Annotated in this window: 15 protein-coding genes; 8 read left to right on the top strand and 7 right to left on the bottom strand. The window is 70.3% G+C overall.

Annotated features, from left to right (window positions below; all coding sequences use genetic code 11):
• The first annotated feature begins 21 nt into the window (after nt 1–21).
• From QFW96_RS06390 to QFW96_RS06370, 5 genes are all read left to right on the top strand, one after another.
• The gene (locus QFW96_RS06390) at nt 22–543 is read left to right on the top strand and encodes a flavin reductase family protein (RefSeq protein WP_281454593.1); all 522 of its coding nucleotides are present in this window, start codon (nt 22–24) and stop codon (nt 541–543) included.
• A 151-nt stretch (nt 544–694) separates the two neighbouring features.
• Nucleotides 695–2,005, top strand: coding sequence for an MFS transporter (locus QFW96_RS06385; RefSeq protein ID WP_281454592.1), 1,311 nt, complete (start codon nt 695–697; stop codon nt 2,003–2,005).
• Nucleotides 2,002–2,754, top strand: coding sequence for an SDR family NAD(P)-dependent oxidoreductase (locus QFW96_RS06380; protein WP_281454591.1), 753 nt, complete (start codon nt 2,002–2,004; stop codon nt 2,752–2,754). The genes QFW96_RS06385 and QFW96_RS06380 overlap by 4 nt, the downstream gene beginning before the upstream one ends.
• Complete coding sequence (locus QFW96_RS06375; protein ID WP_281454590.1) at nt 2,751–3,494, top strand: SDR family NAD(P)-dependent oxidoreductase; 744 nt, start codon at nt 2,751–2,753, stop codon at nt 3,492–3,494. The genes QFW96_RS06380 and QFW96_RS06375 overlap by 4 nt, the downstream gene beginning before the upstream one ends.
• 23 nt (nt 3,495–3,517) lie before the next feature.
• Nucleotides 3,518–4,039 carry a nuclear transport factor 2 family protein gene (locus tag QFW96_RS06370; protein ID WP_281454589.1) on the top strand — a complete coding sequence of 174 codons (522 nt, stop codon included), beginning with the start codon at nt 3,518–3,520 and terminating at the stop codon, nt 4,037–4,039.
• Here the strand turns inward: QFW96_RS06370 and QFW96_RS06365 are convergent, their stop codons facing one another.
• The 4 genes from QFW96_RS06365 to QFW96_RS06350 are packed head-to-tail and all read right to left on the bottom strand — an operon-like array spanning nt 4,040 to nt 8,748.
• Nucleotides 4,040–5,020 carry a LysR family transcriptional regulator gene (locus QFW96_RS06365; protein WP_281454588.1) on the bottom strand — a complete coding sequence of 327 codons (981 nt, stop codon included), beginning with the start codon at nt 5,018–5,020 and terminating at the stop codon, nt 4,040–4,042.
• Nucleotides 5,021–5,051: 31 nt separating this feature from the next.
• Nucleotides 5,052–6,224: an acyl-CoA dehydrogenase family protein gene (locus QFW96_RS06360; RefSeq protein WP_281454587.1), complete on the bottom strand. Its 1,173-nt coding sequence runs from the start codon at nt 6,222–6,224 to the stop codon at nt 5,052–5,054.
• Nucleotides 6,224–7,426, bottom strand: coding sequence for a CaiB/BaiF CoA transferase family protein (locus QFW96_RS06355; protein WP_281454586.1), 1,203 nt, complete (start codon nt 7,424–7,426; stop codon nt 6,224–6,226). The genes QFW96_RS06360 and QFW96_RS06355 overlap by 1 nt, the downstream gene beginning before the upstream one ends.
• Nucleotides 7,423–8,748: an MFS transporter gene (locus QFW96_RS06350; RefSeq protein ID WP_281454585.1), complete on the bottom strand. Its 1,326-nt coding sequence runs from the start codon at nt 8,746–8,748 to the stop codon at nt 7,423–7,425. The genes QFW96_RS06355 and QFW96_RS06350 overlap by 4 nt, the downstream gene beginning before the upstream one ends.
• A gap of 222 nt (nt 8,749–8,970) precedes the next feature.
• Between QFW96_RS06350 and QFW96_RS06345 the strand changes: the two genes are divergently transcribed.
• The 3 genes from QFW96_RS06345 (at nt 8,971) to QFW96_RS06335 (ending at nt 10,246) form a co-directional block, all read left to right on the top strand.
• Nucleotides 8,971–9,660: an SDR family NAD(P)-dependent oxidoreductase gene (locus tag QFW96_RS06345; RefSeq protein WP_281454584.1), complete on the top strand. Its 690-nt coding sequence runs from the start codon at nt 8,971–8,973 to the stop codon at nt 9,658–9,660.
• A gap of 135 nt (nt 9,661–9,795) precedes the next feature.
• A complete protein-coding gene (locus QFW96_RS06340; RefSeq protein ID WP_281454583.1) occupies nt 9,796–9,921 on the top strand; it encodes a hypothetical protein in 126 nt (41 codons plus the stop codon).
• An 82-nt stretch (nt 9,922–10,003) separates the two neighbouring features.
• Nucleotides 10,004–10,246 (top strand): hypothetical protein, encoded by a 243-nt coding sequence (locus tag QFW96_RS06335; protein WP_281454582.1) that lies wholly within the window; start codon nt 10,004–10,006, stop codon nt 10,244–10,246.
• A gap of 39 nt (nt 10,247–10,285) precedes the next feature.
• Here QFW96_RS06335 and fdhA read toward each other — a convergent pair whose 3' ends face one another.
• From fdhA to QFW96_RS06320, 3 genes are all read right to left on the bottom strand, one after another.
• A complete protein-coding gene (gene fdhA / locus QFW96_RS06330; protein ID WP_281454581.1) occupies nt 10,286–11,524 on the bottom strand; it encodes a formaldehyde dehydrogenase, glutathione-independent in 1,239 nt (412 codons plus the stop codon).
• 268 nt (nt 11,525–11,792) lie between these two features.
• Nucleotides 11,793–13,397 carry a succinic semialdehyde dehydrogenase gene (locus QFW96_RS06325; protein WP_281454580.1) on the bottom strand — a complete coding sequence of 535 codons (1,605 nt, stop codon included), beginning with the start codon at nt 13,395–13,397 and terminating at the stop codon, nt 11,793–11,795.
• Nucleotides 13,398–13,531: 134 nt separating this feature from the next.
• Nucleotides 13,532–14,500 (bottom strand): alpha/beta hydrolase, encoded by a 969-nt coding sequence (locus QFW96_RS06320; RefSeq protein WP_281454579.1) that lies wholly within the window; start codon nt 14,498–14,500, stop codon nt 13,532–13,534.
• Between the last annotated feature and the right edge of the window lie 58 nt (nt 14,501–14,558).

Here is a 14,558-nt window from a genome sequence, read left to right as displayed (position 1 = left end):
CATCCCGAAAGGTGGTGAGACATGGAAACGAGCGAAAGGGCGAGGAGCGAATTCCGCGGTCCGATCTCCCCGCAGCGCTTGCGCGAGGTGGTGGGGTCCTTCTGCTCCGGCGTCGTCGTGGTCTCGGCGGTGGGCTCCGACGGGCCGATCGGGCTGACCTGCCAGTCGTTCGCCTCGCTGTCGCTGGAGCCACCGCTGGTGACCTTCGCGGTCGCCCGGACGTCGCGGACCTGGCCGCGGATCCGCGACGTCGGTTCCTTCTGCGTCAACATCCTCGCGGCCGATCAGCGCGAGCTCAGCCAGCAGTTCTCCCGCTCCGGAGCGGACAAGTTCGCCGGGGTGGAGTGGTCGCCGAGCCCGCTGGGCGCACCCGTCCTGGACGGGGTGGTCGCGTGGATCGACTGCGAGCTGCGGCACGAGTACGACGGTGGCGATCACACCATCGTCATCGGCGAGGTGCACGACCTGGCCGGCACCGGCGAGCGCCGTCCGCTGCTGTTCCACCGCGGCGACTACCTGGATATACCGGGCACGACCGCGTGATCTGATCCCTCCGGGAATTCAACGCTCCAATGCCGCACGCGTTGTCGCGCGATTGCGGCACGGGCCGAACGCGGCCGCATTTCGATGCCATTCGCGATCGCCGGAACATCGGCGAATCGAAAACCACTCGCTCTCAACGAAGAGAGACATCATGGCCACATTGCAGTCCAGACGCGCCGCTGCGGCGAGCGTGATCGGAACGACCATCGAGTACTACGACTTCTTCATCTACGCGACCGCCGCGGCGCTGGTGTTCAACAAGGTGTTCTTCCCCGCGCTGCAGGGCTTGGCGGGCACGCTGGTGTCGCTGTCGACCTTCGCGGTCGCCTTCCTCGTCCGCCCCATCGGCGGAGTGGTGATCGGTCACCTCGGCGACAAGATCGGTCGGCGCCCGATGCTCGTGCTGACCCTGACCCTCATGGGCGGCGCGACGCTGCTCATCGGACTCCTGCCGGGCTTCACCACCCTGGGCGTGGCCGCCCCGGTGCTGCTGATCCTGCTGCGGATCGTGCAGGGGTTCGCGATGGGCGGCGAGCTGGGCGGCGCGGTGCTGCTGACGATGGAGCACAGCCGACCTGAGAAGCAGGGCTACTTCGGCAGTTTCGTGCAGATCGGCGGTCCGCTCGGTCTGGTGCTGGCCACCCTGGTCTTCCTGCCGCTCAACGCGTTGCCGCAGGAGGCGTTCTTGAGCTGGGGTTGGCGCGTGCCGTTCTTGCTCAGCGCGATCCTCATCGTGCTGGGTTACGTGCTGCGGCGGACCATCGACGAGAGCCCGACCTTCGAGAAGATCAAGCAGCGCGGCGCCACCGACCGGGCTCCGGCGCTGACGATCCTGCGCACCTACCCGGTGCGGACGTTGCTGGTGGCCGGTACCACGCTCAGCGGCGGCGTGGTGTTCTACCTGATGTCGGTGTTCGGGCTGTCCTACGCCACGACCTCGCTGGGCATCAGCCGCGGCACCATCCTGCTGATCGTCCTGGTGGCGATGATCTTGGACTGCGCGTTCGTGGTCGCCTCCGGCACGCTGTCGGACCGGGTCGGCCGCGGCCGGATGATCCTGGCCGGGGTGTTCGGCAAGGCGATCCTGGCCTTCCCGTGGATCTGGCTGGTCAGCAGCGGGGACGTGTGGCTGATCTTCCTCGGCTACGTGCTGATGTGCATCCCGCACGCCGCGGGCCAAGGCGTGGCCGGGGTGTTCTACGCGGAGGCGTTCCCGGTCAACGTGCGCTACTCGGGCCTGTCGATCGGCTACACCATCGGCATGATCGGCGGCAGCGCGATCGCCCCGATGGTGGCGGCCAGCCTCGTGGCCACGTTCGGCATCAACTCGCTGGGCTGGTACCTGCTGGCGATGAGCCTGATCTCGCTGGTCTCGACGATCGCGGTCATCCGGATCCGCAACAGGGGCGCCGCCGACGACGAGGCGGAGGTCGGCACCGGAGCCGCGGCGGCGGCGTCATGACCGGACCGGCACCGAGGGTCGCGGTCGTCACCGGGGCGGCGTCGGGGATCGGTGCGGCGATCGCCGACCAGCTGCGCCGGGACGGGCTCCACGTCGCCGCCCTCGACCGCGACGAGACCGGACTGGCCGCCGCGCGCGATGACCGGGACCGCCTGGCCGTGCCCTGCGACGTGCGCGAGGACGCGCAGGTCGCAGCGGCCATCGGCGAGGTCGCCGGGTGGCGGTCCCGCATCGACGTCGTGGTCAACGCGGCCGGGGTGCTGGTGCGCGCCGACGCGCGCGACACGACTCCCGAGATCTGGCGGTCGGTGCTCGACATCAACCTCGTCGGCACCTTCCGCGTCGTGCAGGCCGCGATACCGCACCTCACGGCCGGGAACGGGGCCAAGCGCGTGATCAACATCGGTTCCGGCGCCGCCGACCGCGGCTACGCCTACCCGGCCTACACGGCCTCCAAGGGCGGGATCGTCGCGCTGACCCGCCAGCTCGCCGCGGAACTCGCACCGGAAGGGGTGACGGTGAACGCGATCAACCCGGGATTCATCCGCACCGCCATCAACGACGACGCGTGGCGCGACGACGAGGCCAGAGCCCGGTGGGAACGCACCATCCCGCTGGGGCGGACGGGCCGGCCGGAGGAGGTCGCCGCCGTGGCGTCCTTCCTGGCCTCACCCGGGGCCGGCTACGTCACCGGCCAAGCGATCCGCGTCGACGGCGGCAGGTCCGCGATCTCGGGGCGCCCGACATGACCTCGGGCGGCGGTCGCCTCGCCGGGAAGACGTGCGTGGTCACGGGTGCGGCCGGTGGGCTCGGTGCGGAGATCTGCCGAGCCATCTGCCGCGAGGGCGGTGCGGCGATCGGACTGGACCTGGTGCGCCCGCCGGGTTCCGACCTGCTGCAGGTCGACATCCGGGACGAGCGCTCGGTGGCCTCCGCGATGCAGCGCATCGCGGAGGCGCACGGCGGGATCGACGTGCTGGTCAACAACGCCGGCGTCGGCGGACCGCGAAGACCGGCTCACGAGGTCGAGGTGGCGGAGTTCGACGAGCTCTTCGCCGTCAACGTGCGCGGTACGTGGCTGTGCACCAAGCACGTGGTGCCGCGGATGATCGCCGCAGGCGGCGGCAGCATCGTCAACATGTCCTCGATGTACGGGCTGGTCGGCAATGCGATGCTGCCGCTCTACCACGCGACGAAAGGGGCCGTGCGATTGATGACGAAAGCCGACGCGGCCACCTACGCCGAGCACGCGATCCGGGTGAACTCGGTCCACCCCGGCTCGATCGACACGGGCTCGCCCGGCTCGGTGCGCCAGGACGAGTCGCCGACGGCGCGCGAGTACAACGCGCGCACGCTCGCCGCGATACCGCTGGGCGCCCGAGGAGAACCGGCCGACGTCGCCCACGGGGTGCTGTTCCTGGCCTCGGACGAGTCGAAGTACGTCACCGGAGCCGAGCTGGTCATCGACGGCGGCTACACGGCGGTGTGAAGGTCCTGCTGCAAGGAGACGACGTGCCCACTGTTGACGAGCTGCTCGCGCGCGCCGAGATCGGTGATGTCCTCGCGCGCTACGCCCACGCGATCGACCGGGGAGACCGCGAACTCGCCAGAACCTGCTACCACCCCGACGCCACGGACGACCACGGGCGATTCAGCGGAACCGTCGACGAGCTCTTCGAGTTCTTCGAGACCTACGGCGCCACGCTGGAGAGCACGTTCCACTTCATGAGCCCGCCCACCATCGCGCTGGACGGCGAGCGCGCGGAGGTGGAGACCTACTGCCTGTACCGGCGGCAGCCGGTCGAGGGCGGTGCGGTGTTCCAAGGGCTTCGCTACTTCGACATCTTCGAACGACGCGCCGGCCGGTGGCTCATCGCCGAGCGGACCGTGATCCTCGACTGGGAGCACGACGCTCCACCGCTGCCCGCGGCGGCGAGCCCGCCGACGTGGGTGCGGGGAAGCCGCGGCGACACCGACCCGGCCGCGCCCCTGACGAGGTCGCTCGCGGCCTCCCTGCGACGACCTGCCGGGTGATCACGGGCTCATCGGGAGGTGCACGTCGTCGTAGGCGGCGTCGGCCGCGTCGATCAGGCTCGTCCCTCCGGTCCGGGCGTCGGCGATGGCCGCGTACCAGGCGTCGAGGGTGGCCTTGCAGTGCCGGACCAGCTCCCGGGCAGCCGGGCTCAACGCCGCTCGCCGGTGGGTCACGCCGAAGGAAACCGATACCAGCGGCTCGGTTTCGATCACGACGGCACCGAGTCGTCGTGCCTGCACGGCCATCCGCAGCGGCAGGAAGGCGTGCACCCCGCCACCGAGGACGAGGGTCAGCTGCGCGTGGCGGTTGGGCATGCTGGCGAGCAGGCGCGGTTCCACCCCGACGTCGCGCAGGGCCGTGGCCACGCGGTCGTTCTCGCGCTGCGCGAGCGAGCAGATCGTCAGCGGCAGCTCCCGGAGGGCGTCGAGCGGGAGTCGGCCGGTCGACGGTGCCGGTGATCCCGGCGGCATCACCAGCAGCAGCCGCTGCACGCCGAGCTCGACGAATTCGAGGCTCTTGGCGGGCACCGGCCGGGTGGTGAACCCGAGCTCGTAGTGCCCGGCGGTCACCTCGCCGCACAGGTCCCGCACGCCGGCGACCTCCGAGATGTCCAGCCGCACGTCCGGGTACTGGGCCCGGAACGAGGTGATCCAGGAAGCGACCGCGTCGCTGGACATCTCGGGCATCGTGGCGATCGACACCGAACCCGCTTCGAGGTCCCGGGCCGAGCTCAGCGCGTCGCGGGCGGCCACCACGTCGTCGAGGATCGCTCGCGCTTTGGGCACCAGCAGCGTCCCCGCCGGGGTGAGGGCGAGGCTGCGGCGCGCGACGCGCTGGAACAGCTCCACGCCGAGCTCGCGTTCGAGCGCCTGGATCGCCTGGGACAACGCCGGTTGGGAGACGTAGAGGTGCTGGGCGGCGCGGTTGAGCCCCTCGTGCTCGACCACGGCCAGGAAGTACTCGATCTGGCGCAGCTCCATCGTGTCTCCTCCGGTCTCCCGCGGACCAGCACTAACGTACGCGGTAGCTGTCCGGCAGCACTCCTTCCGCCGCGACGGACCTGGTCATCGCGCGGCCGAGGTTGCGCTCGTGGATGGCGGAGGCACCCTCGTAGATCCGCAGGGTGCGGACGTCGCGCCACATCCGGGGCACCGGGTGCGGTCCGACGATGCCCTCCCCGCCCAGCAGCTGCACGCACTGGTCGGCGACCCTGCCGACCATCTCCGAGCAGTACAGCTTCGCAGCCGAAATCCGGTGCCGGGGAACGGTTCCGGCGTCGAAGGAGCGCGCTGCGTCGAGGGCCAGCGCGCGCCCGGCCTCCATCTCCGAGTAGCAGCGGCCCAGCTGGGCCTGCACGACCCCGAGCTCGGCGAGCGGCGCGCCGAACTGGTGCCTGTTCAGGACGTGGCGCGTGGTCTCCTCCAGCATCCGGGTCGCCTGGCCGACGCAGGTGGCCGCCACGTGCAGCCGGGCGTGGTTGATGCCGCGCATCGCGGCGGCGAGCCCGGTGCCCGGCACCCCGCCGAGCAGCCCGTTCTCGGCGACGGGCACCGACTTCAGGTCGATCTCGCCGACGGGCCCTTCGGCGTGGCCGTTCATGAGCTCGGGGACCCGGGTCGACACGCCGGGCGCGGTCCGGTCCACGAGGAAGGCCGACACCTCGGCGTCGTCGGTGCGCGCGAAGACCAGCAGCGTGTCGGCCCAGTGCGCGTTGGTGATGTAGCGCTTGGAACCGTCCAGGACCCACCCGTCACCGGCGCGCTCGGCCGTGGTCCGCACGTTGGTGGCGTCCGAACCGGCCTCCGGCTCGGTCAGCGCGAACGAGGTGACCCGCCGGCCGCTCGCCATCTCCGGCAGCAGCTCGCGGCGTTGCTGCTCGGTGCCGTGGTCGAGGATCGCCTGCGAGCAGAGCCCGATCACGGTCGAGAAGCGCGAGCGGTAGACGCACGAGGCCCTGGTGAACTCCAACGTCAGCAGCACCTGCTGCTCCATGCTCCAGCCGAGACCGCCGTAGGCGGGCGGGATCGAGATGCCGAACAGCCCGAGCTCGGCCATGCGCTGCACGAGCCCGTCCGGGACCTGCCCGGCGGCGACCATCTCGGGTTCGGCCGGGATCAGCTCGTCGTCGGTGAACTGGGCGATCGTGCGCAGGTACGCGTCGAAGTCCGGCGTGCCGCGGGTCATCATGTCTCCATCCCTCGTGGGTGTTGCGGCTCGCCGATGACGCCGTCGTCGGCGAGCCGGTCGATCTCGTCGTCGCCGCGCCCGAGTTCGCGCAGCACGTCGCGGGTGTGCTGGCCCAGCCGGGGCGCGGCCGAGGTCCGGCCGCGCGCCGCCGCGTCGACCCGGAAGGGCGCGGCGGGGGCGTCGATGCCGAGCTCCTCCAGCTCGACGACCAGGCCCGACGCGGAGAGGTCCGGGTCCTTCACCAGCTCGTCGAACGAGCGCACCGAGCCGCACACGATCCCCCGCGAAGCCAGCAGCGCGATGGCCTCGGCGCGGGTGAGGTGGCCGAGGGCGGAGCTCAGGACCTCCTTGAGCTCCGCGCGGTGGGCGACCCTCGATCGGTTGTCCGCGAAGCGCGGGTCGGCGGCGAGTTCGGGCCTGCCGATCGCCGAGCACAGCGCCGCCCACTTGGTTTCGGTGTAGGCCGACACCACGACGGCGCCGTCGACGGTCCGCACGAGGTCCGCGGCGGGTGCGACCGCGGGCTGGCCGTTTCCGGTCCGCCGTGGCGCTTCGCCGGTGAGCCGGTAGTTCGTCCATTGCGCCGCCTGAGCCGCCACCACCGCCTCCATCAGCGACGTCTCGACGAGCGCGCCGTCGCCGGTGCGGCCGCGGCGGACCAGGGCCGCGAGCACCCCGGTGGCGAGGGCGTTGGCGGCGAGCACGTCGGCGATGGTGAAGCCGACGCGCTGCGGTTCTCCGTCGGCGTCGCCGGTGGTGTGCATGACCCCGAACTCGGCCTGCGCGGCGATGTCCAGGCCCGCTCGTCCCGCGGAGGGGCCGCGGGTGCCGAAGCCGGTGACGAACCCGTAGACCAGGTGCGGGTGGCGTGAGCGCGCCTGCTCCGGACCGATGCCGAGGCGATCGGCCGATCCGTGCCGGAAGTTGTGCAGCAGCACGTCCGACTCCGCGCACAGCTCGTCGACGATCTGGAAGCCATCCGGGCGGCGGAGGTCGACCGCGATGCTGCGCTTGCCGCGGTTGTTGGCGTGCAGCATCGCCTCGCCGAACGAACCGACGGAGCGCGCTTGGTCGCCGGTGAGGCTCTCCACCTTGATCACCTCGGCTCCCAGGTCGGCCAGCTGCTGCCCGGCCCCGGGAGCGGCGATGTACTGGCCCAGGTCCACGACCCGGATCCCGGTCAGCGGTAGCTGCGTCACGACGCCCTCCTCATCGCGGTCTCGGCCTCCAGCGCCTGGCGGGCGGCCTCCGGGTTCAGCAGCCGCGCACCGACCGCGGCGCACGCGCAGATGGCGATGCCGACGACGAGGAACCCGTTCGCGTAGCCCGCGGAGGCCGTCGGTCCGGCTTGGACGATGAGCCCCAGCGCGTAGGGGGCGATGATCCCCGCGAGGCTGTAGAAGCCGATCACGCAGCCGAAGAACGCGGCGCGCTGGCGTTGCGGGAGGAAGTCGGACGCGCCCGCGAAGGCGACCGAGAACGCGACGCTGTTGATGGAGAAGGTGCAGATCACCAGCGCCAGCTGGAGCTTCCCCGGACCGACCAGGGTGAACGCGATCATGCTCAGGCCCGCGAAGATGATCAGCGCGCCGCTGAAGTACCCGCGAGCGGCCCGCGAGCTCCAGCCCCGCGCGAGGAGCCGGCCGGAGAGGTAACCGCTGGCGATGAGGACCACGATCGCGGTCGCGTAGGGCAGGGTCACCAGCCACCCCACGGTGGTCGGCGAGTAGCCGAGCCCCTCGCCGAGGAACGCGGGCAGCCAGGCGACCTTCAGCGACGTGATGAGGTAGCCCGCGAACGACATCAGGCTCAGCCCCCAGAAGCTCGGCAGCCGCAGCAACCGCAGGAACGGCACGTCGATGCGGCCGTTGGGGTCGGCTTCCGCATCCTCGGCCGAGGGGCGCTTGCGCAGCGGCTGCCGCTCGACGTAGCAGAGCCAGACGACCAGCCAGACGATGCCGACCGCGATCAGCACGAGGAACGCGGCGTGCCAGGAGTGCGAGACGATCACCCAGGTCAAGGCGGGTGCGGAGATCAGCGGACCGACCGAGGACCCGGCGTTGACGATCGACCCGGCGAAGGCGCGCTTCTCCTTCGGGAACCGGTCGGCGACCACGCTCTGGCACAGCGCGTGCGCAGGGCCTTCGAAGAAGCCCAGCACGATCCGCGACACCAGCAGCACCCCGAACGTGGTCGGCACCGCGAGCGGGAGCATGCTCGCCACCCAGGTGAACATCAGGATCGCCGCCGCCCACTTCGCGGAGATCCAGCGCATGGCTGCCGACAAGCCCACGGCGCCGACCGCGAACAACCAGAAGAACGCGCTGCCGACCAGCCCGAAGTCGGCTGCGCTGAGCCCGAGGTCGTGGCGGATCTGCTGCGACGCCAACCCCACCGCGGCCTTGTCCGCGAAGTTCAGGGTGAAGAAGGCGAAGAGCAGGACGACGACGCCCCAGGCCTTGCGGTCCCGACGGGGCAGGGGTGGTGACACCACCGGTGCCCCGATTTCGGCTGATGCCATGTGAGCCTCCGTCACGGCTGTGGATCTGGTTGACCTGGCGCTGCGCTGGGACAACTCCACCGTTGATCGAGGGCGTCGACAAGGCCGGAATTCGAGTCAGGGTGATAGCCAGAGCCGATAATCCGCGTGACGTGCGTGCCGCGTGAATGCCCGCAGCCCCGCCTCCTGTCGCGCGATCCTCGGTCCGTTCGGACACTGGCCAGGAGACGAGTGGGGGAGCACATGGACTTCGCGAATCGAACCGTGATCGTCACCGGCGGCACCGGGGCGCTCGGCGTCGCCGTCGTGGCCGCGTTGCTCGACGCGGGCGCGCAGTGCCGCGTCCCGTACCTCACCGATGCCGAAGCCGATTCATTTCCGCATCGCGATCGGGTCACCCTCGTTCCCCGATGCGACCTGACCGACGAGTCGGACGTCGATCGCCTCTACGACGGCGTCTCCGACCTGTGGGCATCGATCCATCTCGCGGGCGGGTTCGGCATGGGAGATCTGGCCGACACCGACAAGGGCAGCCTCATGCGCATGCTGAACACGAACCTCGTCAGCTGCTACCTGTGCTGCCGCCGGGCGCTCGCCGCGTTCGGTCCGAGCGGCGGCCGCATCGTCAACGTCGCCGCCCGTGCCGCGCTGGAGCCCCGGCAGGGCGCGGGCACGACGGCGTACACCGTCAGCAAGGCCGGTGTATCGGCTCTCACCCAGGCGCTCGCCGCCGAGGTGGTGCAACAGCACGTCCTGGTCAACGCGGTCGCGCCCGCGATCATCGACACCCCGGCCAACCGGGCGGCCATGCCGCGTGCCGACCACCGGCGCTGGCCGTCTCCAGCGGAGATCGCGGCAACGGTCGGTTTCCTGGCCGCGCCGGACAACGAGGTCACCACCGGAGGGGTGGTGCCCGTCTACGGCCGAGCCTGAGTCTCGCGGTGATCGCCGGGGAAGCGGGACTTTCGGACCTGGTGACCTGCGCGTCCGCTCGGTTCACTTCTGACGGAAGCCCGGTCGGTCCGGCCGGGGTCTCACCGACGACTCGGGGGCAAGGGGGGACGTGGCATGACCACACCGCACCACGGCGCAGGAACCAGGATCACGATCGACGGGACGACGCTGAGCATCGCGCTCGTCATGGCGTTGGTGCTGGCCACGGTCATGCTGTCGCTGTTCGTCGTCGGGGCCTAGCTCACCGCCTCGACGCGGCTGGCCGACTACGCAGGGTTGTTGGTAATTAATCCCCTGTTCGGGGCTGCTGCGGCGGAGGACGTTGGGTGGTGTCAGCTTCGCGCATCGCGCCACCCAGAACGGTCCGATCATGTACCCGTCGCAGATCTCCCAGCAGCCCTCGCACCACCAGGCACCCCACGTGTACCGCAACGCGTGCACCGGTACGTGGATATGCGACGTGGAAGGCACTCGCGCCCGGCCGGGTCCGGACAGCGCCCGGACCGTCTGCCGCAGCCACCTCGAGGCGGTCCTCGTCGCCCTGAGCCTGAGCACCCCGCGCTGAACCGCCTGGTCACGCGACGGGGTCGCGCAGGTGCGTCGATCAGGCCGCGATGGCTCTCTTGTCGGCTAGGTTGTTGTGCGGGTCGAGCACGAACTTCTTGGAGACCCCGCTGTCGAAGTCCTGGTAGCCGCGAGGCGCGTCGTCCAGGCCGATCACCGTGGCGTTGACCGCCTTGGCGATCGTGCACCGCTCCTGCAGGATGGCCTTCATCAGTCCGCGGTGGTACCGCATGACCGGGCACTGCCCGGTGGTGAAGGTGTGCGATTTCGCCCAGCCCAGACCGATCCGGATCGACAGGCTCCCTTCCTGAGCGGCTGCGTCGACCCCGCCGGGATCGCCGGTGACGTAGAGCCCCGGAATGCCGAGCTTCCCGGCCGCCCTGGTGACCTGCATGATCGAGTTGAGCACGGTGGCGGGCTTCTCCTGGCCCGCCTGGTCCCCGTGCCCGCGAGCTTCGAAGCCCACCGCGTCGACGGCGGCGTCGACTTCGGGAACGCCGAGGATCTGCTCGATCTGCTCCCCGAGGGAGGCGTCCTTGGTCAGGTCGACGGTTTCGCAGCCGAAGCTGCGCGCTTGGTCGAGGCGCTGGGCGTTCATGTCGCCCACGATGACCACCGATGCCCCGAGCAGCTGAGCGGAGTGCGCAGCGGCCAGTCCCACCGGTCCCGCGCCGGCGATGTAGACCTGCGAGCCGGTGGTGACGCCCGCCGACACGCAACCGTGGTACCCGGTCGGGAAGATGTCCGAGAGCATCGTCAGGTCCAGGATCTTCTCCATGGCCTGGTCCTTGTCCGGGAACGGCAGCAGGTTCCAGTCGGCGTAGGGGACCATCACGTACTCGGCCTGGCCGCCGACCCAGCCGCCCATGTCGACGTAGCCGTAGGCCGACCCGGGCCGGTCCGGGTTGACGTTGAGGCACACGTCGGTGCGGCCCTCCTTGCAGTTCCGGCACCGGCCGCAGGCGATGTTGAACGGAACCGAGCACAGATCACCCTGCTTGATGAATTCCACATCGCGGCCGACCTCGACGACTTCGCCGGTGATCTCGTGGCCGAGCACCAGTCCCGCCGGAGCGGTCGTGCGGCCGCGCACCATGTGCTGGTCCGAGCCGCAGATGTTGGTGGCGACGCACCGCAGGATGACCCCGTGGTGGCACTGGCGGCCCACGTTCGCCGGGTTGACCCCAGGGCCGTCCTGCAGTTCGAGCTTCGGGTAGTCGATCGTTTGAACTTCGACGCGATGCGGCTCGATGTAGGCAACGGCCTTGTTGCCGGGCATAGACGTCATCTCCTCAGGTTTTCGGCGGTCGCTGAACCTTCTTCAGCACGCAGCCAGGCACGAGCCGGCATCGAAGATCGCAAGGGAACCGCCCGGGTCGGCAGTTGGCGACCAGCCCAGGATTGGACTCGCGACGACACCCCGCAACCGCAGCGGACGGGCAGCGCGAAACCACTTCTGATGACGCTTCAGCGCCGACCCGTCGGCCACGACGTGAGCGGCGTTCCCCACGTGCAGTTCAGCGAGCAGACCCGGGAGAACCGCGGCCCTAGCGGGAGCCGATGCCCTTCAGGAGCTTCAGCGCACTGGTCAGGAGGGTGGACCAGGTCTCGTGCGAGAGGCCGGAGGGCGGGGAGAAGCCCTGGACGCGTTGGTGGGCGATGGTTTGGGCCTCGGTGTACTTGAGGATGCCGTCGATGCCGTGACGACGGCCGAGGCCGGAATCGCCCATGCCGCCCATGGGGGCGTCGATGCTTCCCCACGCGGCGGCGAAGGCGTCGTTGACGTTGACGGTTCCGGCGTGCAGGCGTGCCGCGACCGCGCGTCCTCTGGCGCCGTTGCGGGTCCAGACGCTGGCGTTGAGCCCGTAGGGGGTGGCGTTGGCCTGCGCGACGGCGTCGTCGAGGTCGCGGTAGGGGTAGATCGAGACGACTGGGCCGAAGGTCTCCTGGTGGTGGGCCAGCATGTCGGGGGTGACGCCGGTGAGGATGGTGGGTTCGTAGAACAACGGCCCGAGGTCGGGCCGCGCTCGGCCGCCGGCACGGATGGTGGCGCCCTTGGTTCTGGCGTCTTCGACGTGCGCGGTGACGGTGTCGAGCTGGGAGGGGTTGGTCAGGCATCCCACGTCGATGCTGTAGTCGTAGGCGGCGCCGAGCCGGAGTTTTTCGGTTCGGGCTGCGAACTCGGCGACGAACTCGTCGAAGATCTCCTCGGCGACGTAGATGCGCTCCATCGACACGCAGAGCTGACCGGTCGAGGGGAAGCTGGCGGTGATGGCGCCGTCGGCGGCGCGGTCGATGTCGGCGTCGTCGAGCACGAGCATGGCGTTCTTGCCGCCGAGTTCGAGCGAGGAGCCGATGAGGCGTTCACCGGCGTCGCGGGCGATCTTGCGTCCGCTGGCGGTGGATCCGGTGAACATCACGTAGTCGGCGTCTGCCATGAGCGCATCACCGATGGAGCTGCCGCGCCCGATGGCCATCTGCCAGACGTCGGCGGGCAGTCCGGCCTGGTGCATGAGGTCCAGGGCCCAGAGCGCGGTGAGCGAGGTTTGGGTGTCGGGTTTTTGGACCACGGCGTTTCCGGCCATCAGCGCGGGGATGGCGTCGCCTGCGGCCATGCTCAGGGGGTAGTTCCACGGTGAGATGACGGTGACGACGCCCTTGGGGTGGCGCAGTTCGGTGGTGTGGGTCAGCAGTGGGATGGCGCCGCGGCGGCGCTGGGGCGCCAGGTATCGCTCGGCGCTGCGCGCGTAGTAGCGCGCGGTGATGGCGATGTCGGTGACTTCCAGGAACGCGTCCCGGCGGGTCTTGCCGCTCTCGGCTTGCATGAGGTCCAGGGCCTCGTTATGCCGTTGGAGGACGAGGTCGTGGAAGCGCAGCAGGATCTTCTTGCGCTCGCCGATGGGTGTGGCGGCCCAGGCCGCCTGCGCGCGGCGGGCCCGCGCGAACGCGCGCTCGAGGTCCTCCGGTGTGGAGATCGGGAGGTCGGCGAGCGGGGCACCGGTGTAGGGGGCGCGGGTGGTGACCGTCGGGGCCTCGGCCGGAGCCGCGACCCGGGCGGACAAGCGCTGCAGCACCGCCGGTGTGATCGACGGAGGCAGCGCTCCCGCAGTGGTCGAAGCGGTGGTGGCGGTGCTGGCGGGTACGGGGTTCATGGTCTGGCTCCGTGCGCGAAAGGGGTACCGGGTAGAGGTGTGCTGGAGGTGGGTAAGTGGGCCGATCGGGCACCACGGTGGTTCGGTTCGGCGTGGCCGCTGCGCGCGGCCACGCCGAACCCGTCGGGTCCTCGCTACTGCAGCGCGGTTTTCAGGGCGTCGATGGCGAGGTGGCGGGCGACGTTGGCCGCGCGGGTGTCGCGGAGGCTGTCCAGGAGCAGGAAGTCGTGGACCATCCCGGCGACGCGGACCGAGGTCACGTCGACACCGGCCTCGCGCAGCTTGTTGGCGTACTGCTCGCCTTCGTCGCGCAGCACGTCGGCCTCGTCGGTGATGACGAGGGTGGTGGGCAGGCCCTTGAGCTCGTCCAGGGACGCCTGCAGCGGGGAGGCGTACTTCTCCGCGCGCTGGGCGGGGTCGGTGGTGTACTGGTCCCAGAACCACTTCATGCCGTCGCGGGTGAGGTAGTAGCCCTCGGCGAACTGAACGTAGGACGGCGTGTCGAAGTCGGCGTTGGTCACCGGGTACAGCAGCACCTGGGCCTTGAGGTCGATGCCGCCGCGTTCCTTGTTCATCAGCGCGAACACCGCGGACATGCAGCCGCCGACGGACTCACCGGTGACCGCGACGCGGGAGGTGTCCAGGCCGTGCTCGGCGCCGTGCTGCAGCACCCACCGGCCCACCGCGTAGTTCTGCTCGACCTGGGTCGGGTAACCCTTCTCCGGTGCGCGGTCGTAGACCGGGAAGACGCCCGCGGCGCCGGCGCCGACGGTGAGTTCGCGGAAGAGGCGGTCGTGGGTCTTGTCGTCGCCGAAGACCCACCCGGCGCCGTGGATGTAGAACACCACCGGCAGCGGGCCCGACGCGCCCTCGGGGCGGATGATGCGGGTGGGAACGGTGCCCCATTCCCCGGCGTCGACCTCGACCCAGGTCTCGTCGACCTCCGGGCGCGGCACGCCTTCGCCGCTTTGCAGGTCGAGCAGGATCTGCCGGCCCTGATCCGGGGGCAGCTCGTAGATGCGCGGATGCGGATCGGTCGCCTTGGCCAGCTCCGCGGCTTCCGGTTCGAGGACTGGGGTGATGGGAGGCGGGATTTCAGGCATTGCTCTCTCCAACTCCGTGATGGTGTTCGGTGTCCGACCAGTCAGGTCCTGCGCATGG

Origin of the sequence: Saccharopolyspora ipomoeae, from assembly GCF_029952525.1 — a bacterium.
Lineage (GTDB): Bacteria > Actinomycetota > Actinomycetes > Mycobacteriales > Pseudonocardiaceae > Saccharopolyspora > Saccharopolyspora ipomoeae.
Note: the sequence above shows the minus strand (reverse complement) of the source record. Positions and strands in the feature narration are given on the sequence as shown.